We start from the raw sequence: 21,132 nt of genomic DNA, 5'->3' as shown, positions 1-21,132 counted from the left end.
TACCCTGCGCTACCCTCGCCAGGTGAACTACGCTCTCTTGCTCCTGCCTGATTTCGCCCTGATTCTTGGCGGCTACCTGGCTTGCCGCTACACCGCGCTCAACCGCAGCGTCTGGCAACCAGTGGAGGCGCTGGTGTACTACCTGCTGTTTCCGGTGCTACTGTTCCAGTCCATCATCAAAACTCCGATCGCACTGGGCGAAACCTCGGCCCTCATGGCCGCCGGCCTGCTGCTGAGCCTGGGCGGTATCGCCCTGGTGTACGCCCTGCCGTGGTGGCCGGGCCTGGGCCGGCACCTGGATGCCGGCGCCCACGCCAGCGCGGCGCAGGTGGCGTTTCGCTTCAACTCCTTCATGGCCCTGGCGCTGGCCGAACGCGTCGCCGGCAGCCAGGGGCTGCAGCTGATTGCAGTGCTGATCGGCGTGTGCGTACCACCGTTGAACGTGGCCGCCGTCTGGCCCATGGCGCGCCACGGCGAGCACCATTTCGCGCGCGAGCTGCTGCGCAACCCGCTGATTTTGGCCACCGTCTCGGGCTTGGTGGCCAATTTACTGGGCCTGCGCCTGCCCGAGTGGATTGCGCCCAGCGCCACGCGCGTGGGCAATGCGGCCCTGGTGCTGGGCTTGATGGCCACCGGCGCTGGAATGCAATGGGGGCAGCTGCGTCAGCAGCGTCTGTTGACGGCCAGCGTGCTGGCCATCCGCCACCTGCTGCTGCCGCTGCTGGCCTGGGGCCTGGCCTGGCTGCTGGCGCTCGATGCCACGCAAAGCGCGGTACTGCTGGCGTTCTCTGCCTTGCCGACGGCGTCAAGCTGTTACGTGCTGGCCGCACGTATGGGCCGGCATGGGGTCTATGTGGCCGGACTGGTCACGCTCTCGACCCTGCTCGCGCCCCTGAGTCTGTGGTGGGCGTTGACCATTTTGCTGCCGCTCAGCGTTCGGTGATCGCCGGCAAATCCGGGCGCCAGAGTGTGCTCTGGTTGCGCCCGTTGCGCTTGGAGTAGTACAACGCGGCGTCGGCGCGTTCCAAGATGGCATCAACCGTATCGTCCTCGGGCTGCAGCGGGGCCACGCCCAGGCTGATGGCGTAATGAATGGGCGCCTGCAGCCCCGGCACCTCCACTGCGCTTTCGGCCACCGCGTGGCGCAAGCTCTCGGCGCGGCGCATACCCACATCCATGTTGGCGCCGCTGAGCAGCACGGCAAACTCCTCGCCGCCAATGCGCCCGAGCATGTCACCCCGGCGCAGCTGGCGTGCCACCTGCGCCACCAGCGCCTTGAGCACCACGTCGCCCACGGCGTGGCCGTAGCTGTCGTTGACGTGTTTGAAATGATCAATGTCGAGCATGATGAGCACGGCATCACCCACCAGGCCGCTGCGCAGGTGCGCCAGCTCCATCTCCACCCGCTGAAAGAACGCGCGGCGGTTGGGCACGCCGGTGAGGGCGTCGGTCAGCGCCAGGGACTGCAACTGGGCCTCGCGGCGCTTGCGCTCAGTCACGTCGTTGACCACCCAGCAGTGCGCCAGGGTGCCATCGGCATCGCGCAGCACCCAGCCCTGCAGCTCCAGATAGCGCCCATCGACAAGCTGCTGGCTGTGCTTGCCGCGCAGCGCCTGGCCCTCGGGCAGCAGCAACGGCAGCAAGGCAGCGGGCAGATCGGCCAGGCTCTGGCCTTCGAGCGCGTCGGGCGCCTGCGCCAGCTCCAGAATTTGCACCAGGCGGCGGTTGGCACCGCGAATGCGCTGCGCCTGCGGGTCGGCCAGCAAGATGCCGCTGGGGAAACGGTCCATGAGGGCGTACAGCAGGCGCTCTTGCGCCACGCGCTGTTGCACATCCATGTGCACGCCCATCATGCGCAGCGGCTGGCCTTGGGCGTTGCGCAGCGTGACCTTGCCGCGCGACTGCACCCACAGCCAGCCCAGCGCCTGGGTGCGCAAACGCACATCGACACGAAACTCCGAACCCATATCGATATGCTGGTGCAGCTCGCTGGCCAGGCGCGAAGCATCCTCCGGATGCACCAGAGCCATGAAGGCGGCGTAGCTCATGGGAAAGCTCTCGGGCGCGTAGCCCAGCATTTCGTAGCAGCGCGCATCCCACTGCACCTGGCCGCTGATGCAGTCCCAGACCCACAGGCCATCGCCCACGGCTTCGATCGACAGACGCAGGCGCTCCTCGCTCTCACGCAGCGCCTGTTGCAGCTCTTGGGCTTCGGTCACGTCGTGCACATAGCCGTGCCACAGCGTGTCCTCGCCAGGTTCGGTGTGCGGGTGGGCATGGCCGTGCAGCCAACGCAGCTGCTGGGCTTCGTTGTACACGCGGTAGGTGTGCTCCCAATCGCTGCACTGCACCACGCTCGCCTCTATCGTGGCCAACAACACGGGCAAGTCATCCGGGTGCACCCGCTGCGCCAGCTGGCGGTGCAGCGGCGCATGAGTGTCCACCTGCACGCCATGCATCTCATCAAAAGCGGCACTGGCAAACACCAGCTGGCCGCGCCCTTTGGCATCACGGCAGTATTGAAACAAGCCGCCGGGCACTTCCTGCGTCAGGCGCTCGAAGCGTTTTTTACTCTGCCAGCGCTGCAATTCACTTTGGCGATGCAACCAGCTCAACCAGAGCAACAGCGCCGAACCCAGCAGCACCAGCACGCTGGCCGCCACATTGCGCGCCATGCTGCGGCCGATGGCGGTATCCACAGCGGCAAACACACCGCGCCGCTCCAGCCCCGCCGAGACGATCAGGGCCAAATCACCCACCCGGTGCCAGGCGTACATGCGCTCAACGCCATCGACCGGCGCCGCCGTCACGTAGCGCCCCTGCAGCTGGCCATCGGCAAACAGCCGCACACGCTCGGGCGGCACGCTCTGGCCCAGCACCTGCTCCTGCAGGTGCGAGCGCGCCAGGAACAGCCCATCGTCGCGCAGCAGCGCAATCACGTCCTGCGGATCGTCGAACATGGCGCGAAAGTTACCTGCCAGGTACTGCGGCGACACCGACAGCACGATGGCACCATCAAAACGCCCCTGGCGGTACAGCGCCCGCGACAGCTGCACCGACCACTGGCCCGAGACCTTGCCCTGCACCGGCGGGCCCACGAACAGCCCGGCCCCGGGATTTTTCTGGTGCACCTGAAAATGCTCGCGCTCGGCAATCGATACCGGCGCGGCTACCGCCCCCGAAGGTTGCAGGCTGGAATAAACGATGCGCCCGCCCGCATCAGCCACCGCCACCTGCAGCACGGCCCCCCGGGGGTAGGTTTGCAAGGTGCTGTGCACCATATGCGCAAAGTCTTGGGTATGGCGCTCCTGCCACTCGGTTTGCATGGTGCGCAGGCTGTAGTCCAGGCCCGACACCAGGGTTTGCACCTGCACCGCCACGGCCCGCGCCACCTGTTCGGCGCGCAGCCAGGCTTGCTGCTCGGTGGCCTCACGCTGCGCCCGGGCGCTGTCAAACTGCACTGCCCAGTACGCCCCCAGCGCCAACAGCACGAAAAAAATGCCGATGAGTACGGCCCGAAAAACGTGGCCCGCCCAGACGATGCCAAGCCATCGGGTCCAAGGATGGGGAGGTGCGGCTGCACTCATATGCACAAACAGAAAGCCTCTACAACGTCCATCGTACCGATAGCGGCGTTGTATTCATGCCCAAATCCCCCGCACCTACAGCGCCTGCACGGCCCCTTGTGCCAGCGCCCACTGCACATGCTCGCGCACCAGGGCGCTGGCATCGTCAGCGCGGCTGTGCAGCGCCGCGCGCAGCGCCGGGGCGCTGGCGGCGTCGGCGCTGCGCAGCGCGTTGCCCAGGGCGATGGCGATGTTGCGCAGCCAGCGTTCGTGGCCAATGCGGCGCATGGGCCCGCCTTCGGTGTGGCGCAAAAACGTGGCCTCGTCCCAGGCAAAGAGCTGCACCAGCGGCTGGCCGACCAGGGGGCTGCGGGCGTCAAAATCGGGCAGCACGCTGGCGCGGGCGTACTTGTTCCAGGGGCAGGCGAGCTGGCAATCGTCGCAGCCGTAGATGCGGTTGCCGATCAGCGGGCGCAGCTCCAGCGGGATGGGGCCGGAATGTTCGATGGTGAGGTAGGAGATGCAGCGGCGCGCATCGAGCCGGTGGGGCGCGATGATGGCCTGCGTCGGGCACACGTCCATGCAGGCGCGGCAGCTGCCGCAGTGCGCCGTCACGGGGTCGCTGGGCGCGAGCGGCATATCGACGTAAATTTCGCCCAAAAAAAACATCGAGCCGCCCTCGCGGTGCAGCACCAGCGTGTGCTTGCCGCGCCAGCCCTGGCCGCTGCGCCGCGCCAGCTCGGCTTCAAGCACCGGGGCAGAGTCGGTAAACACCCGGTGCCCGAGCGGCCCCAGCTCCTGCGCGATGCGGTCGCACAGCTTTTGCAGGCGCGCGCGCAGCACCTTGTGGTAGTCGCGCCCCCGGGCGTAGACCGAGACGATGCCCTCCTCGGGGCGCTGCAGGCGCGCAAGCTCCAGCGCCTGCCAGCCCGGTGGGGCATCAATGGGCGTATCGCGCGGCAGGTAATCCATGCGCGCGGTAATGACGCTCACCGTGCCCGGCACCAGCTCCGCCGGGCGCGCGCGCTTGAGGCCGTGGCTTTCCATATAGTGCATCTCGCCATGGAACCCTTGGGCCAGCCACTGCATCAACCCCGGCTCTGCCGAAGACAAATCCACACCGGCGACGCCGATTTGGGAAAATCCCAGCTCTTGCGCCCATTGCCGTATCCGAGGAATCCATTGACTGCCGTCCATCACCATCACCCGATTGTAGAAAGCCCCCCGGTGCTGGCCGAGCTGCACACCCACTGGCACAACGAGGACGATACCGCCGCCTGGGCCCGCCAGCTCGCCGCCCAGCCCGCGCTGGCGCAGGCTTACGTCACGCTGCACGGCGACCTGGGCGCGGGCAAGACCACGCTGGTGCGCCACCTGCTGCGCGCCCTGGGGGTGCAGGGGCGCATCAAGAGCCCGACCTACGCCGTGGTCGAACCGCACGAGGCGCCGGGCCTAGCCATCTGGCACTTTGACTTCTACCGCTTCACCGACCCGCGCGAGTGGGAGGATGCGGGCTTTCGCGACCTCTTCGCCGCCCCCGGGCTCAAGCTGGCAGAATGGCCAGAAAAGGCTGCAGCGCTTACTCCGCCTGCGGATCTAGCTATTTATTTGGAAGCAACCGACGCCATGCAACGACAGGTCACGCTGCGCGCGCACACCCCGCTCGGTCAGGCGCTGCTGCAGGGTTTGCAGGCAGCGCAGGAGCCATCCCCATGAAGCCATCCCCCACCAGTGCCGCACGGCGGCAATTGCTGCAAACGGGCTCGCTGGCGCTGCTGCTGGGCCTGCCGCACATCGCACGCGGCGCGGCCATCATGGCGGTGCGCGTCTGGCCGGCGCCGGAGTACTCGCGCGTCACCATCGAGTCCGACAGCAAACTCGTCACCCGCCACAGCTTCGTGCCACAGCCGCCGCGCTTGGCGGTCGATATCGAGGGCATCGACCTGAACCCGGCGCTGCGCGAGCTGGTGGCCAAGGTGCGCGCCGACGACCCGAACATCGCCGGCATCCGCGTCGGCCAGAACGCGCCCGGCGTGGTACGCCTGGTGATCGACCTCAAGCAGGCCGCCCGGCCCCAGGTTTTTACCCTGGCGCCCGTGGCCGCCTACCAGCACCGGCTGGTATTTGACCTCTACCCGGCCCAAGAAGCCGACCCGCTCGAAACCCTGATCGCCGAGCACCTGGGCGACAACCCTGCGCCCGCCGTCAGTGCAACCACCGCCGCCGCCCCCGACCCGCTGGGCGAGCTCATCGCCCAGCAAGGCCAACGCCCGGCAACCACGCCCACGCCCACGCCCGCAACAACCCCAGCCCCGTCTCCCGCCAGCGCACCCGTGGCCGCTGCCCCCCCTGCCCGCCCCCGCGCAGACAGCAGCCCCAGCCGGCAGACCGATCGCCTGATCATCATCGCCCTCGACCCCGGCCACGGCGGCGAAGACCCGGGCGCCATCGGCCCCGGCGGCACGCGGGAGAAAGACGTGGTGCTGAAGGTGGCGCACCTGCTGCGCGAGCGCATCAACGCCGCCAGCATCGGCGGCAACCCCATGCGCGCCTACCTGACGCGCGACGACGACTACTTCGTGCCCCTGGGCACGCGGGTCGAAAAAGCGCGGCGCGTGCAGGCCGACCTGTTCGTCTCCATCCACGCCGATGCCTTCACCACCCCCAGCGCCCACGGCGCCAGCGTCTTTGCCCTGAGCCAGAGCGGCGCCTCCAGCTCGGCGGCGCGCTGGCTGGCCAACAAAGAGAACCAGTCCGACCTGGTGGGCGGCCTGAACGTGCGCACGCAAGACCGCCACGTGCAAAGCGCGCTGCTCGACATGAGCACCACGGCGCAGATCAACGACAGCCTCAAGCTCGGCAGCGTGCTGCTCGGCGAGATCGGCGGCATGGCCAAACTGCACAAGCCGCGCGTGGAGCAGGCCGGTTTTGCCGTGCTCAAGGCGCCCGATATTCCGAGCGTGCTGGTCGAAACCGCCTTCATCAGCAACCCCGAGGAAGAAGCCAAGCTGCGCTCTGCCGCCTACCAGGTGCAGCTGGCCGACGCCCTCATGCGCGGCATCACGCGCTACTTCGCCAAAAACCCGCCGCTGGCACGCAACCGCACGGTGTAATTCAAGCCGTCGGCGCCCGGCCGGCGCGCCAGGCGCCAAAAATGGCGATCAGCCCCGGCACCAGGATCAAGCCCCAGATGATCTTCTCCAGGTGCTGGCGCACCCAGGGCAGGTTGCCAAAGAAGTACCCCGCCGTGGCAATGCCCAGCACCCACAAGAGCGCGCCGCCGACGTTGAAGGCTGTGAACTTCTTGCGGTTCATGTCCGCCACGCCAGCCACGAACGGCGCAAAGGTGCGAATGAACGGCATGAAGCGCGCCAACACGATGGTGATGCCGCCGTAGCGCTCATAAAAAGCGTGCGCCTGGTCAAAGGCTTTTTTATTGAACCAGCGCGACTGCTCCCACTGGAACACCTTGGGGCCGAAATAGCGCCCGATCTGGTAGTTGCACTGGTCACCCAAAATGGCTGCCACCAACAGCAGCGTGCAGGCCAGTGGAAAATTCAAAAGCCCCACGCCGCTGAGCGCGCCGACGATGAACAGCAGCGAATCACCGGGCAAAAACGGCATCACCACCAGCCCGGTCTCGATGAACACGATCAGGAACAAAAGCGCATACACCCAGGCGCCGTAGCTGGCAACGAAGGCCTCCAGGTGCTTGTCCACGTGCAGGATGAAGTCGATCAAAAAGGCAATGATTTCCATGGGGGCGGAGCCAGACGGCGGGCAAAGGGCAAACCGCGCATTATCCCCAGCTCCTAAAATCGCGCCGGTGAACGACACCGCCCCCGCCCCCACCCGCCGCCCCATCCGCGAGCTGCCCGACGAGCTCATCAGCCAGATCGCCGCCGGCGAAGTCATCGAGCGCCCCGCCGCCGTGGTGCGCGAGCTGGTGGACAACGCGCTCGACGCCGGCGCGCGCCAGATCACGGTGCGCCTGCTCGCCGGCGGCGTGCGCCTGGTCAGCGTCGAGGACGATGGCTGCGGCATCCCGCAGGGCGAGCTGGCCGTGGCCCTGCGCCGCCACGCCACGAGCAAGATCGCCAGCCTGCACGACCTGGAAAGCGTGGCCACCATGGGCTTTCGCGGCGAGGCGCTGGCGGCGATTGCCTCGGTCTCGGAAACCGCCCTGCTCTCGCGCCCGGCGGGCCAGGCCAGCGCCTTCTTGCTCGATGCGCGCAGCGGCGAGCTGCGCCCGGCAGCACGCGGCACGGGCACCACCATCGAAGTCAAGGAGCTGTTCTTCAGCACCCCGGCGCGGCGCAAATTCCTCAAAAGCGACGCCACCGAACTGGCGCACTGCACCGAGGCCGTGCGCCGCCACGCCCTGGCGCGGCCCGACGTCGGCTTTGCCATCTGGCACGAAGGCCGGCTGGTGCAGCAGTGGCGCGCCTGCCTCGCCCCCGGCCAGGCGCCCAGCACAGAGGCGCTGGCGCAGCGCCTGGCCGACGTGCTGGGCGAGGAGTTCGTGGCGCAATCGGTGGCCGTGCAATACCGCGCCGGGCCACTCACGGTCACTGGCCGCGCCGGCCTGCCCGATGCCGCGCGCGCGCGTGCCGACCAGCAGTACTGCTACGTCAATGGCCGCTACGTGCGCGACAAGGTGTTGCAGCACGCCGTGCGCAGCGCCTACGAGGACGTGCTGCACGGCCACAAGCAGCCGTGCTACGCGCTGTACCTGGAGATCGACCCGCTGCGCGTGGACGTGAACGTGCACCCGACCAAGATCGAGGTGCGCTTTCGCGACAGCCGCGAGGTGCACCAGGCGGTGTTCCACGCCCTCGATCAAGCCCTGGCGGCGCCGCGCACAGCGCAGGCAGTTGCTATACAAACAATAGCTTCTAGCGCTCAACCAGAGCCATTTTCAGAACAAAAATACTCGCAAACGCCCATCTGGCAAGCGCAAGCAGCTATCAAATTTGAGAACCCCGTCGGCCACAAGGTGAGCGACCTGGGGGCGCTGTGGACACCAGCGCCGCCCTCAACCGCTACCGAACCCGCTGCCGGCGCCACGCTGGCGGCGCCGCTACCGCCCACACCGGCGGTCGCGTCCCCGGACTGGCCCCTGGGGCGCGCGCTGGCACAGCTGCACGGCGTTTACGTGCTGGCACAGAACGCCCAGGGTCTGGTGCTGGTCGATATGCACGCGGCGCACGAGCGCATCGTCTACGAGCGGCTCAAGGCGCAGCTCGACCAGGGCGCGCGCATTGCCAGCCAGCCGCTGCTCATCCCCGCCACCTTTGCCGCCACGCCCGAGGAGCTGGCCTGCGCCCAGGAGCAGGGCCCGGCGCTGGAGCAGCTGGGGCTGGAGGTGACGCCGTTCTCGCCCAAAACCCTGGCCGTGCGCGCCGTGCCCAGCACCCTGGCGCAGGGCAACGCCGTGGAGCTGGCGCGCAGCGTGCTCGCCGAACTGGCCGCACACGAGGCCAGCACCGTGGTGCAGCGCGCGCAGAGCGAAATCCTCGCCACCATGGCCTGCCACGGCGCCGTGCGCGCCAACCGCCAGCTCACACTCGACGAGATGAACGCCCTGCTGCGCCAGATGGAAACCACCGAGCGTGCCGACCAGTGCAACCACGGCCGCCCCACCTGGCGCCAGCTGAGCATGAAGGAGCTGGACGCCTTGTTTTTGCGCGGGCGCTAAGTCTTTGCGCGCTCAAGCACCACGATGGCGCCATCCATCACCACCGCGCACCAACAAAGAGCACCCCTTGGGTTAATGCACCAAAGTGACGCGACAGTTATGCATTGATGCATACGTTTTGTGCATAATCCAATGTTGCAACGCCGCATTTTTCTTTCTGCTCTGAGGGTTTTTCTATGAAGTACGCATCCGTTGGCCAATTCCTGGACTACGTGGCCGCCCGCAATCCTGGCCAGCCCGAGTTCCTGCAGGCCGTGACCGAGGTCATGGAAAGCCTGTGGCCCTTCATTGAAAAACACCCCAAGTACGCCGAGCACGGCCTGCTCGAACGCCTGGTCGAGCCCGAGCGCATCATCCAGTTTCGCGTCAGCTGGCAAGACGACAAGGGCCAGGTGCAGGTCAACCGGGGCTTTCGCATCCAGCACAGCATGGCCATTGGCCCGTTCAAGGGCGGCATCCGCTTTCACCCCTCGGTGAACCAGTCGGTGCTCAAGTTCCTGGCTTTTGAGCAGACCTTCAAGAACGCCCTGACCACCCTGCCCATGGGCGGCGGCAAGGGCGGCTCCGACTTCGACCCCAAGGGCAAGAGCCCGGCCGAAGTCATGCGTTTTTGCCAGGCCTTCGTCACCGAGCTGTTTCGCCACATCGGCCCCGACACCGATGTGCCGGCGGGCGACATCGGCGTGGGCGGGCGTGAAGTGGGCTTCATGGCCGGCATGTACAAAAAGCTCGCCAACAGCGCCGCCAGCGTGTTCACGGGCAAGGGCCTGTCGTTTGGCGGCTCGCTGATCCGCCCCGAAGCCACGGGCTACGGCACGGTCTACTTTGCGCAGGAAATGCTCAAGACACGCGGCCAGAGCCTGGAGGGCAAGGTGGTGTCCGTCTCCGGTTCGGGCAATGTGGCGCAGTACGCGGTGGAAAAAGCCATGCAGCTGGGCGCCAAGGTGGTGACGGTGTCCGACTCCTCGGGCACGGTGTACGACCCGGCGGGCTTTACGCCCGAGAAGCTCGCCATCCTGATGGAGGTGAAGAACCACCACTATGGCCGCGTGAACGACTACGCCAAGAAGGTGAACGCCGAGTTCCTGCCCGGCAAGACGCCCTGGCACATCAAGGTGGACATCGCCCTGCCCTGCGCGACGCAAAACGAGCTGGACGAAAACGATGCCAAGGTGCTGATCGCCAACGGCGTGCTGTGCGTGGCCGAAGGCGCGAACATGCCATCGACCATCGAGGCCGCCAAAGCCTTTGAAAAGGCCGGCGTGCTCTACGCCCCGGGCAAGGCGAGCAACGCCGGCGGCGTCGCCACCTCGGGCCTGGAGATGAGCCAGAACGCCATGCGCCTGTCCTGGACGGCAGAAGAAGTGGACGCACGCCTGCTGATCATCATGCAGGGCATCCACGCCGCCTGCCTGAAGTACGGCCAGCGCGCCGACGGCTCGGTGAGCTACATCGACGGCGCCAACGTGGCTGGTTTCGTGAAGGTGGCCGACGCCATGGTGGCGCAAGGCGTGGTCTAACCCCCTCACAGCGCCAGTGCCCCAAGCCCCGTGCAGCGCGCCTGCCGGGGCTTTTTTTGTTACCCTCGCGGCCCTATGCCTGACACCCCCGCCGCCGCCCACACCGCCCCCCCTGCCCTGCCCTGCATCGCCCTGGCCGGCCCCACGGCCAGCGGCAAGACGGCGGCAGCGCTGGCGCTGGCGGCAGCGCTGCAGGCGCGCGGCCTGGGCTGCGAGATCGTCAGCGTCGATTCCGCCCTGGTGTACCGGGGCATGGACATTGGCACGGCCAAGCCCAGCGCCGCCGAGCGCGCTGCCGTGCCGCACCACCTGATCGACATTCTGGAGCCCACCACCGCCTACAGCGCGGCCGATTTTGTGCGCGACGCCACGCAGCTGGTGCAGGCCATTCGCGCCCGGGGGGCCGTGCCGCTGCTGGTGGGCGGCACCATGCTGTACTTCAAGGCGCTGATGGAGGGTCTGGACGACCTGCCCGCCGCCGACCCCGCCGTGCGCGCCAGCCTGGACGCCCAGGCCGCCGCCCAGGGCTGGCCGGCGCTGCACGCGCAGCTGGCGCAGGTCGATCCCGCCACCGCCGCGCGCCTGGCGCCGGGCGACAGCCAGCGCATTCAGCGGGCGCTGGAGGTGTGGCAGCTCTCGGGGCGGCCTTTATCGAGCTTTCACACTATCAAAAAAGGAGCTGCTCGCGCTTGCCTGATAAGCCCTGGAGCCTTTTTTTCCTTGGAACCAGAGAACCGCGCCTGGCTGCACCAGCGCATTGGCACGCGCTTTGATGCCATGCTCGATGCGGGCTTGCTCGACGAGGTGCGCCAACTGCGCGCGCACGGCAATCTGCACCTGGGCCTGCCCGCCATACGCTGCGTGGGCTACCGCCAGGCCTGGCAGGCGCTCGATGCGCAGGCGGCCAGCGGCGGCGCCCTCGACCTGGCGGGCCTGCGCGAACGCGGCGCCGCCGCCACGCGCCAGCTGGCCAAGCGCCAGATCACCTGGCTGCGCTCCATGCCCACGCGCCGCACCCTGGCCTGCGACCAGCCCGATGCCTGCGCGCAATTTCTGCGCGCCGCCCTGGCGCTGCTGCCCGCCCACTGAGCCGGCCAAGCACCATACAAGGCGCCACAATGGCGCCATGACTTTCGCCACCACCTCCTCCTGGCTGCACCAGGCCATCGCCCGCATCGAGGCCGACTACCAGCGCAGCGCCGACACCCACCTCATCGCCCTGCCCCTGCCGGCCTTTGCCGCAGCGGGCATAGACCTGTACCTCAAGGACGAATCGACCCACCCCACCGGCAGCCTCAAGCACCGGCTGGCGCGCTCGCTGTTTTTGTACGCGCTGTGCAACGGCTGGGTGCGCGAGGGCGCGACGGTGGTCGAAGCATCGAGCGGCTCCACCGCCGTGAGCGAGGCTTACTTTGCGCGCCTGCTGGGCCTGCCCTTTGTCGCCGTCATGCCGCGCAGCACTTCGGCCGAGAAGGTGGCGCTGATCGAGTTCTACGGCGGGCGCTGCCACTTTGTGGAACACGCGGGCGAGGTGTACGACGCGGCCCGCGCCATCGCGCAGCAAACGGGCGGCCACTACATGGACCAGTTCACCTACGCCGAGCGCGCCACCGACTGGCGCGGCAACAACAACATTGCCGAGAGCATGTTCACGCAGATGCAGCGCGAGCGCCACCCGGTGCCGCGCTGGATCGTCGTGGGCGCCGGCACGGGCGGCACCAGCGCCACCATAGGCCGCTATGTGCGCTACCAAAAGCACGCCAGCCAAGTGTGCGTGGCCGACCCGGCGGGCTCGGTGTTCGCCGCTTACCACCGCACGGGCGACGCCAGCCTCACGGCGCCGGGCTCGCGCATCGAAGGCATTGGCCGCCCGCGCGTGGAGGCGAGCTTTATCCGCGCCCTGGTCGATCGCATGGAGGAGGTGCAGGATGTGGATTCCATCGCCGCCATGCGCGTGCTCTCGCAGCTGCTCGGGCGGCGCGTGGGGCCATCGACCGGCACCAACTTCGTCGCCATGCTGCGCCTGGCGCACGAGATGCGCGCACGCGGCGAGGCGGGCTCCATCCTCTCGCTGCTGTGCGACGCGGGCGAGCGCTACCTGCCCACCTACCACGACCCCGACTGGGTGCAGCGCAGCATGGGCGACTGCAGCCGCGCCCAGCAGCAACTGGCGCAGGATTGCTGCTTGCAGGCACTATAAAAACAATAGCTGCTAGCGCTTGTAAAACAAGGTTTTGTGAGCCTTTTTGCAGCAAAACCCAATCAACACAAGCGCTAGCAGCTATTCTTTTATGAGCAATCGCACCAATCCCGCCACCCCCACCTACATCGCCGGCCCGGTGCTGGGGCTGCTGCTCGCGGCCTTTGTCTCGGTGCTGGGCATGGCGGCGGCCAGCCACAAGCTGAGCAACACAGAAACACTCGTCATCGTCGGTATTGGCGCCGGCGGCCCGTTGCTGCTGGGGCAGTTGGGTATTTGGGTGTACTACCTCTGGCGCAAGCCACCGCCCGCCTGGGTGCACGCCGCCATGTGGCTGCCGGGCCTGCTGGCAGCGCTGGTAGTGCCGGTAATACTGGCGTTTTAATGACGCCAGCGCCCCACCCAGGCGATGAGCTCGCCCATGATGCCGCGCCGGAAGGCGAGCACGCAGACGACGAAGATCAGCCCGGTGACGATGGTCACCGACTCGCCCAGGCTGTTGAACCAGTCGATGCCGCTCGCCTGCGCCAGCCACTGGCCGAGGTCGCCAATCTTGTTCTCCAGCAGCACGACCACCGCCGCCCCCACCAGCGGGCCGCTGAGCGTGCCCATGCCGCCCACCAGCGTCATGAGCACCACGTGGCCCGAGGCGCTCCAGTGCACATCGGACAAGGTGGCAAAGCCCAGCACCAGGGTTTTGAGCGCCCCCGCCAGGCCGGCCACGGCGGCGGAGATGACGAAGGCCAGCAGCTTGAAGCGCTGCGTGTCGTAACCGAGCGAGATGGCGCGCGCCTCGTTCTCCTTGATGCCTTTGAGCACCTGGCCAAAGGGCGAATGGATGGTGCGCACGATGAGCAAAAAGGCCAGCACCACCACCGCCAGGCAGACGTAGTACATGACCCTATCGTCGGCAAGATCGAGCAGCCCCAGCAGCTTGCCGCGCGGCACGCCCTGCAAGCCGTCCTCACCGCCGGTTTGCGGCGCCTGCAGGCAGGCAAAAAACAGCATTTGCGCCAGTGCCAGCGTGATCATGGTGGCGTAAATGCCCTGGCGGCGAATGGTGAACCAGCCCATCACCAGGCCCAGAAAGGCGCCGCTGAGCAGGCCCGCGAGCAGGCCCAGCTCCGGCGTGGCGCCCCAGACCTTGACCACGTGGCCGCTGACGTAGGCAGCGCCGCCCAAGAAAGCGGCATGGCCAAAGGACAGCAGGCCGGTGTAGCCCAGCAGCAGGTTGAAGGCCGAAGCGAACAGGGCAAAGCACAGCAGCTTCATGACGAACACCGGGTAGGCGCCGGCAAACGGCGCCAGCACCAGGCCCAGCAACAGCAGGCCGTAGCCCCAGGGTGTGATTTTTTGCAAGTCCATGGCAGGGGCTTTCCGGCTTACTTTTCTTTGCCGAACAGGCCGGCGGGACGGATCAGCAGCACGATGGCCATGATGACGAAGACCACGGTGGACGATGCCTCGGGGTAGAACACCTTGGTAAAGCCCTCGACCACGCCCAGGCCCAGGCCGGTGAGGATGGAGCCCATGATGGAGCCCATGCCGCCAATCACGACGACGGCAAAGACGACGATGATGAGGTTCTGCCCCATGAGCGGCGTCACCTGGTAAATGGGTGCAGCGAGCACGCCGGCAAAGGCCGCCAGGGCGGCGCCAAAGGCGTAGGTCAGGGTGATCATCAGCGGCACGTTGACGCCAAAGGCTTCGACCAGGCGGGGGTTCTCGGTGCCCGCGCGCAGGTAGGCGCCAAGCTTGGTTTTCTCGATCACGTACCAGGTGGCAAAGCACACCACCAACGAGGCCAGCACCACCCAGACGCGGTAGTTGGGCAGCACCATGAAGCCCAGGTTGCTCGCACCTTCGAGCAGCTCAGGCGCGTCGTAGCCCAGGCCCGAGACGCCATAGACCGAGCGCAGCACGCCTTCGATGAGCAGGGTCAGGCCCAGCGTCAGCAGCAGGCCGTAGAGGTGGTCGAGGCGGTAAATCCAGCGCAGCAACAAGCGCTCAATCAACACGCCCAGCAGCCCCACCAGCAGCGGCGCAGCCACCAGCATGACCCAGTAGTCGATCTGCCAGTAGTTCATGCCCATCCAGGTGAGCAGCGCCCCCAGCATGAAGAGCGCGCCATGGGCAAAGTTGATGACGTTGAGCAGGCCGAAGATCACCGCCAGCCCCAGGCTCAGGATGGCGTAGAACGAGCCATTGACCAGCCCCAGCAGGAGCTGGCTGAGCATGGCAGGAAGGGAGACGCCAAAGATTTCCATGGACGCAAGGGGCTGGGGGGGTGGTCGGTCAGGGTGTCACTTCCAGAGCGCGCACTTGCTCTCGGCCTTGGTCGTCCAGACCTGCTCGGCCGGCAGCTTGGCAACGACCTTGTAGTAATCCCAGGGCTGCTGCGATTCTTTTTGCGCCTTGACCTGCATGAGGTACATGTCGTGCGCAAAGCGGCCATCGGGGCGGATCACGCCTTTGGCGTAGAAGTCATCAATCGGGGTGGACTTGAGCGTTGCCATGACCTTGTCGGCATCGAGCGTGCCCGCTGCCTGCACGGCCTTGAGGTAGTTCATGGTGGCGGAGTAGTCGGCGGCGTGGATGTCGGTCGGCATCCGCTTGGTTTTGGCGAAGAATTTCTTGCCAAATTCCCGCGTCTTGTCGTTGAGGTTCCAATCCCAGCTGGTGGTCAGCAGCAGGCCCTCGGTGTTTTTCAGGCCCAGGCTGTGCACGTCGGTGATGAACACCAGCAGGCCCGCCATCTTCATGGTTTTGTTGATGCCAAATTCCTTGGCCGCCTTGACGGCGTTGATAAGGTCGCCGCCGGCGTTGGCCAGGCCCAGAATCTGCGCCTTGGAGTTTTGCGCCTGCAGCAGGAAAGAGGAAAAATCCGAGGCGTTGAGCGGGTGCTTGACCGAGCCCAGCACCTGGCCGCCATTGTCTTTCACCACCTTGGCGGTATCGGCTTCGAGCGCCATGCCAAAAGCGTAGTCGGCCGTGAGGAAGAACCAGGTCTTGCCCCCTTGCTTGACGACGGCGCCGCCCGTGCCCTTGGCCAGGGCGACGGTGTCGTAGGCGTAGTGCACGGTGTAGGGCGTGCACTGCTCATTCGTCAGCGCCGACGAGCCCGCGCCGTTGACCATGAAGACGCGCTTTTTCTCCTCGGCAATCTTGGCCATGGCCAGGGCGGTGCCGGAGTTGGTGCCGCCAAAGAGCATGGTCAGGCCCTGGGTGTCGATCCACTCGCGCGCCTTGCTGGCGGCAATGTCGGCCTTGTTCTGGTGGTCGGCAGAGAGCAGCTCGATCGGCTTGCCCAGCACCTGGCCGCCAAAATCATCAATCGCCATCTGGATGGCCAGCGCGCCGTTCTTGCCATCGACGTCGGCGTACAGGCTGGACATGTCGGTGATGAAGCCGATCTTGACCTTGTCCTGCGCCTGCGCCCAGGGGCTGACGAGGCCGGCAGCGGCGAGCATCAGAGCCAATGTGGTGGGGTTGCGCTTCATGTCTGTCTCCTTGTGTAAAAAAACCGAATGCACTGCGGCTACACGCCCAGCAGGCGGTTGAGCAGCGGCATGTTGGCCGACAAATCGGCGGCGCCGAATTCAAGCACCATGGCGCCGTGCTCCATGACATAAAACCGATCGGCCAAGGGCGCGGCAAAGCGAAAGTTCTGCTCCACCATGACCACCGTGTAGCCTTGCGCGCGCAGCGTGCTGATCATGCGCGCGAGCGCCTGCACGATGACCGGCGCCAGCCCCTCGGAAATTTCGTCGAGCAAAAGCAGCTTGGCGCCGGTGCGCAGAATGCGCGCCACCGCCAGCATCTGCTGCTCGCCACCCGACAGGCGCGTGCCCTGGCTGTATTTGCGCTCGGCCAGGTTGGGGAACATGGCGTAGATTTCATCGAGCGTCATGCCCGCGCCGCCGCCCTTGAGCTGCGGCGGCAGCAAGAGGTTTTCCTCGCACGAGAGGCTGGAGAAAATGCCGCGCTCCTCCGGGCAGTAGCCCAGCCCCAGGTGGGCGATGCGGTGCGTGGGCAGGCCCATCGTTTCCACCCCATGCACGCGGATCGAGCCCTTGCGCACCCCCGTCAAGCCCATGATGGCGCGCAGCGTACTGGTGCGCCCGGCGCCGTTGCGCCCGAGCAGCGTCACCACCTCACCGGGCTGCACCACCATATTCACGCCATGCAGCACATGCGATTCGCCATACCAGGCGTGCAAATCCTTGATTTCAAGCGCAGGGCTGGCCATGTCAGTGCGCTCCCTGCAGCGCGCCTTCGGCGCTGCCCATATACGCCTGCATCACCTGGGGATTGGCCGACACTTCGGCGTAGCTGCCCTCTGCCAGCACCGCGCCGCGCTGCAGCACGGTGATGCGGTCGGCAATGCGGGCGATGACCTTCATGTTGTGCTCGACCATCAAGATCGTGCGCCCGGCAGCCACCTGCGCGATGAGCTGCGTGACGCGATCGACGTCTTCATGGCCCATGCCCTGCGTGGGCTCGTCGAGCAGCATGAGCTCGGGCTCCATCGCCAAGGTGGTGGCAATCTCCAGCGCCCGCTTGCGGCCATACGGCAGGTTCACCGTCACCTCCTGCGCCAGATCGAGCAGGCCAACCTGTTCGAGCAGCTCGCAGGCGCGGTCGTTGAGCTGGTACAGGGATTTTTCGCTGCGCCAGAAGTGAAACGCCGTGCCCAGGCGCCGCTGCAGACCCAGGCGCACGTTCTCCAGCAGCGTCAGGTGCGGGAACACGGCAGAAATCTGAAACGAACGGATGATGCCCCGGCGAGCAATTTGCGCCGGCGGCTCGCGCGTGATGTCCTGACCGTTGAAGCGGATGCTGCCCGAGGTGGGTTCCAGGAACTTGGTCAGCAGATTGAAGCAGGTGGTTTTGCCCGCACCATTGGGCCCGATGAGCGCATGGATGGAGCCCCGGCGCACGGCCAGATTGACCTCGCTGACGGCGGTAAAGCCCTTGAATTCTTTGGTCAGACGGGAGGTTTCGAGGATCGTGTCACTCATGCGCGGCGGCGGTCTGGGGGGAAGGAAATGCGGCACTGCATCCTATGCCCCCAGCACAAGGCGCCGAAACTGGGACAAATGCCTAGGCAGTAACGCCTCAGCGCATGCTTACGATCTCTTTGCCCTCGACAGCGGCGCTGTACCACCAGTTCGTGCTGCGCGACGGGCTGCTTGGCCGCATGGGGCTGGGACGCAAAGGCTGGCCTTGAATCTGGTTGCGCGTTTCTGCAGGCAAGACGGCACTGTCAGAACCGGTAGCGTGCGGTCAGCGATGCGCTCAGGCGTTCGCCGTATCCGCAATCCTGGTTGGGGCCGCGACACCATGAGACGTATTGTTTGTCCGCCAGGTTCTTGATGTTGAGCCGGAAATCCCAGTCCCCAGTGGCGTAGCCGGCCATGGCGTCGTACAGCGCCACGGAAGGAACCACAGGGGCGCCACCGTTGCCCGTGAGGGTGCCGATGTAGCGGCCACCCAGGCCCACGCGCCAACCACCTGCAAAATAGTATTCGACCCAGGCGGATGCGGTCTTGTCGGCGATGGCGCTCAGGCGCTTGCCGGTGGTGGCGTTGACGGCGTCCATGTGCGTGTAGTTGGCCATCAGGTCCCATGCGCCCATGCGGTGGCGCGCTTCCAGCTCCCAGCCCTGGATGGCGGCACCGACCTGTTCCCGGCCGCCAGGGGTGGAGCCGTCCACCACGCGGTTTTTCTGTTCGATGTCGAACCACGCAAAGGCGGCAGAGGTCTTGCCGTTGGGGGCCAGGTACTTCACGCCGACTTCCTTTTGCGTGCCGGTGGTGGGCTTGAGGTAGCTGGCGCTGGCCGTGCCATCGGTGCCCAGGTTGGGCGTGAAGGCGTTGGAGATGCTGGCATAGGGCGCCACGCCCGCAGCAAACTGGTACATCAGGCCCAGGCGGCCGGTGGTGGCCGTGTTCTTGACCACGGCATTGGGGGCCGAGAGGTTGAGCACCTCGTTGCGCGCCTGGTCACGCCGCACGGCGGCCGAGGCGATCCAGGGGCCCCAGGTGATGTGGTCTGTGGCGTAGAAGCCGGTCTGCACGATCTTGTTGTCCGGCCGGTCGGCCAGGGGCAGACGGGACAGGTCGAGCGAGCCCACCGACCCATACACCGGGTTGTACAGGTTGAAGCTGCCCACACCCGACTGGCTGAAGTAGTTGAACTCCTCCCACAGGGCGTTCTGGTGGTCCACGCCAAAGCCCAGTTGGTGCCGGGTGGGGCCGGCCTGCAGCGTGCCTTCCAGGCGCAGGTCGGTGCCCAGCACGTCGGTCTTGCGGTCTGCCGCGTGCACGGTGCGCGCAATGTTGCCCGCTGCCGTGGGGATGGGGCCGACCGAGGTGTAGATCTCGCGCGTGATGCTGGAGGACTGGGTCTTGCGCAAGGCACCTGCCAGTTTCCACGAGGCCGCCAGGCGCTGCTCCCAGGCCAGGCTCAGTTCGTTCTTGCGCATCTCGTAGCGGTCCCAGTTGGGTTCTCCGGCGAAGCGGTTGCTGGGGATGGTGCCCAGTGGCGCCGCCCCGAGCGTGCCCTGGTAGGGCAGGAACTGCGAGGACACCTTGGTGTCGTTCTGCTGGTGCAGGAAGGTGGCCGTGACGCGCGTGTCGGCATGGGGCTGCCAGGTGACGGAGGGCATCAGCGCCAGCGCATCGTCGTTGACGTAGTCCACCTGCGTATTGCTCTTGCGGCCCAGGGCCACCAGGCGGTAGAGCAAGGTCTGGTCGGCGTTCAGCGGCCCCGTGAAGTCGGCGGCCAGTTGCCTGCGGCTGTGCGAGCCCAGTTGCAGCTCGATCTCCTTGGCCGGGGTTTTCTGGGGCTGCTTGCTCACCACGTTGACGATGCCGCCCAGCTCGGCCTGGCCGTACAGGGACGAAGAGGGGCCCTTGAGCACTTCCACACTCTCCAGCGTGAAGATCTCGGGGCGCACGGTGTTGTAGTAGCCGTACAGGCTGCGCAGGCCGTCCTGGTACATCGACGGGGACAGGCCGCGCACTGCGGCCCAGTCGCCCCGCGTGTCAAAGCCATAGCGCCCGGCATAGACGCCTGCGCTATAGAGCAAGGTGTCTTCCACCGTCTTGGCACCCGCTTCGCGCATTTGTTCCACGCGGATGACGGACATGGAAAACGGTGTTTCGTGCACGGTGGCAGGGCTTTTGCCCACGGTGGGGGTCTGGTTCTGGGTCACCACTCCGTCGGGTGTGGAGGCGGTCTTTACCGTCACGGTGGGAAGGGCCGCATCGGCAGCGGTGCTCTGCTCGGCCCAGGCAGAAGGGGAAAGCAAGAGCGCGATGGCGGCTCCCAGCGGCGCCAGTGTGAAAGGAGTGCGTAGCGTTGGCATGGTGGTTCAGTGTGTTCAGAGTGGATTGGAGGAAGCTCGCGATCAGTGGCCCTTGGCGGGTGGCTCGGGCAAGGCGGGCGAGGCCATGCCGTCTTTCTGCACAAAACTCAGCGTGGTCACGTAGCTGGCCTCGGCATAGGGCTTGCCGTGGGCTTCGCCAGGCGTCTTGTCGGTGTGCTTGACCTCGGCCACGTACTGGCCCTTCCAGGGCAGGGCGAAGGTCACGGTGCCGTCCTCGCCGCTGTGCTGGCTGAGCGACCAGCCCGAGGGCGCCACCATTTCCACCACCACCTTAGAAAGTGGCGCGCCGTTGAACACCGCCTTGAACTCGCCGGGCTTGCCCGTGGGCACCAGATCCAGCGCCTTGGCGTGGGGGGCAACCGCCTGGGCCGCCTGGGCCACCCAGCGCGCAGCGGGCACCCACAGCATGGCGGGCAGATTGCGCTTGCTGCGGTCGATCACGGGGTAGGGGGCGGTGGCGAACAGGGTTTGGGCGTCTGCCTGCGGGCTCGCCACAAAGGCGTCCTTGCCCAGCGTGCTGGGCAACTGCGTGCTGCCGGCGCTGCTGCGCTGCTCCAGGGTGGGGGCGGCGAGGAACTTGTCCAGCGAACCTGGCGAGGTCTCGCGCAGGTTCATGTGGAATTCGCCGAAGTGCAGGCGGGCCTGGCCGTCGGCGTTTTCAATCCACACCTGGTGGGCGTGCGCGGCGGTGGTGCCCAGGGTGAGCAGGGCAACAGCAAGGCTGGCAAAGCGGGAGGGAATGGGCATGGCTGGGT

General features: G+C 66.6%; 18 protein-coding genes. 8 read left to right on the top strand and 10 right to left on the bottom strand.

Annotated elements, in window-relative coordinates; all coding sequences use genetic code 11:
• Nucleotides 1-22 precede the first annotated feature (22 nt).
• Nucleotides 23-943 carry an AEC family transporter gene (locus tag G7045_RS03195; protein ID WP_166157217.1) on the top strand — a complete coding sequence of 307 codons (921 nt, stop codon included), beginning with the start codon at nt 23-25 and terminating at the stop codon, nt 941-943.
• Here the strand turns inward: G7045_RS03195 and G7045_RS03190 are convergent.
• Together G7045_RS03190 and queG are read right to left on the bottom strand one after the other, a co-directional pair.
• Nucleotides 930-3,491 (bottom strand): diguanylate cyclase, encoded by a 2,562-nt coding sequence (locus tag G7045_RS03190; protein ID WP_240919258.1) that lies wholly within the window; start codon nt 3,489-3,491, stop codon nt 930-932. The two genes, G7045_RS03195 and G7045_RS03190, sit on opposite strands and share 14 nt — an antisense overlap.
• A gap of 171 nt (nt 3,492-3,662) precedes the next feature.
• On the bottom strand, nt 3,663-4,736 hold the full coding sequence (gene queG, locus G7045_RS03185; protein WP_166160331.1) for a tRNA epoxyqueuosine(34) reductase QueG: 1,074 nt from the start codon (nt 4,734-4,736) through the stop codon (nt 3,663-3,665).
• Nucleotides 4,737-4,748: 12 nt separating this feature from the next.
• Here queG and tsaE point away from each other — a divergent pair, with 12 nt between their 5' ends.
• Nucleotides 4,749-5,282 carry a tRNA (adenosine(37)-N6)-threonylcarbamoyltransferase complex ATPase subunit type 1 TsaE gene (gene tsaE, locus G7045_RS03180; protein WP_166157214.1) on the top strand — a complete coding sequence of 178 codons (534 nt, stop codon included), beginning with the start codon at nt 4,749-4,751 and terminating at the stop codon, nt 5,280-5,282.
• Nucleotides 5,279-6,679 carry an N-acetylmuramoyl-L-alanine amidase gene (locus tag G7045_RS03175; protein ID WP_166157211.1) on the top strand — a complete coding sequence of 467 codons (1,401 nt, stop codon included), beginning with the start codon at nt 5,279-5,281 and terminating at the stop codon, nt 6,677-6,679. Before tsaE ends, G7045_RS03175 begins: the two co-directional genes overlap by 4 nt.
• 1 nt (nt 6,680) lies before the next feature.
• Here the strand turns inward: G7045_RS03175 and G7045_RS03170 are convergent, their stop codons facing one another.
• Nucleotides 6,681-7,325, bottom strand: a complete 645-nt coding sequence (locus G7045_RS03170) for a DedA family protein (RefSeq protein WP_166157208.1) — start codon at nt 7,323-7,325, stop codon at nt 6,681-6,683.
• 67 nt (nt 7,326-7,392) lie between these two features.
• On the opposite strand from G7045_RS03170, the gene mutL reads away from it, so the two are divergent.
• From mutL to G7045_RS03145, 5 genes are all read left to right on the top strand, one after another.
• Nucleotides 7,393-9,264, top strand: a complete 1,872-nt coding sequence (mutL, locus tag G7045_RS03165) for a DNA mismatch repair endonuclease MutL (RefSeq protein WP_240919257.1) — start codon at nt 7,393-7,395, stop codon at nt 9,262-9,264.
• Nucleotides 9,265-9,440: 176 nt separating this feature from the next.
• Entirely contained in the window at nt 9,441-10,784 is a 1,344-nt protein-coding gene (gene gdhA, locus G7045_RS03160) for an NADP-specific glutamate dehydrogenase (RefSeq protein WP_166157202.1), read from the top strand.
• A 75-nt stretch (nt 10,785-10,859) separates the two neighbouring features.
• A complete protein-coding gene (miaA, locus tag G7045_RS03155) occupies nt 10,860-11,873 on the top strand; it encodes a tRNA (adenosine(37)-N6)-dimethylallyltransferase MiaA (protein WP_166157199.1) in 1,014 nt (337 codons plus the stop codon).
• Between the two features lie 37 nt (nt 11,874-11,910).
• Nucleotides 11,911-12,984, top strand: a complete 1,074-nt coding sequence (locus G7045_RS03150) for a PLP-dependent cysteine synthase family protein (RefSeq protein ID WP_166157196.1) — start codon at nt 11,911-11,913, stop codon at nt 12,982-12,984.
• A gap of 91 nt (nt 12,985-13,075) precedes the next feature.
• On the top strand, nt 13,076-13,369 hold the full coding sequence (locus G7045_RS03145) for a hypothetical protein (RefSeq protein ID WP_166157193.1): 294 nt from the start codon (nt 13,076-13,078) through the stop codon (nt 13,367-13,369).
• Here G7045_RS03145 and G7045_RS03140 read toward each other — a convergent pair.
• From G7045_RS03140 to G7045_RS03110, 7 genes are all read right to left on the bottom strand, one after another.
• A complete protein-coding gene (locus G7045_RS03140; protein WP_166157190.1) occupies nt 13,366-14,349 on the bottom strand; it encodes a branched-chain amino acid ABC transporter permease in 984 nt (327 codons plus the stop codon). The two genes, G7045_RS03145 and G7045_RS03140, sit on opposite strands and share 4 nt — an antisense overlap.
• A gap of 17 nt (nt 14,350-14,366) precedes the next feature.
• On the bottom strand, nt 14,367-15,251 hold the full coding sequence (locus G7045_RS03135) for a branched-chain amino acid ABC transporter permease (RefSeq protein ID WP_166157187.1): 885 nt from the start codon (nt 15,249-15,251) through the stop codon (nt 14,367-14,369).
• A gap of 36 nt (nt 15,252-15,287) precedes the next feature.
• Nucleotides 15,288-16,484 carry an ABC transporter substrate-binding protein gene (locus G7045_RS03130; protein WP_166157184.1) on the bottom strand — a complete coding sequence of 399 codons (1,197 nt, stop codon included), beginning with the start codon at nt 16,482-16,484 and terminating at the stop codon, nt 15,288-15,290.
• 38 nt (nt 16,485-16,522) lie between these two features.
• Entirely contained in the window at nt 16,523-17,233 is a 711-nt protein-coding gene (locus G7045_RS03125; RefSeq protein WP_166157181.1) for an ABC transporter ATP-binding protein, read from the bottom strand.
• A gap of 1 nt (nt 17,234) precedes the next feature.
• Nucleotides 17,235-18,005 (bottom strand): ABC transporter ATP-binding protein, encoded by a 771-nt coding sequence (locus tag G7045_RS03120; protein WP_166157177.1) that lies wholly within the window; start codon nt 18,003-18,005, stop codon nt 17,235-17,237.
• A 245-nt stretch (nt 18,006-18,250) separates the two neighbouring features.
• Entirely contained in the window at nt 18,251-20,356 is a 2,106-nt protein-coding gene (locus tag G7045_RS03115) for a TonB-dependent siderophore receptor (RefSeq protein WP_166157174.1), read from the bottom strand.
• Nucleotides 20,357-20,398: 42 nt separating this feature from the next.
• Complete coding sequence (locus G7045_RS03110) at nt 20,399-21,124, bottom strand: DUF4198 domain-containing protein (protein WP_166157171.1); 726 nt, start codon at nt 21,122-21,124, stop codon at nt 20,399-20,401.
• Nucleotides 21,125-21,132: the final 8 nt, after the last annotated feature.

The sequence above is a fragment of the Acidovorax sp. HDW3 genome (assembly GCF_011303755.1).
Lineage (GTDB): Bacteria > Pseudomonadota > Gammaproteobacteria > Burkholderiales > Burkholderiaceae_C > Paenacidovorax.
Note: the sequence above shows the minus strand (reverse complement) of the source record. Positions and strands in the feature narration are given on the sequence as shown.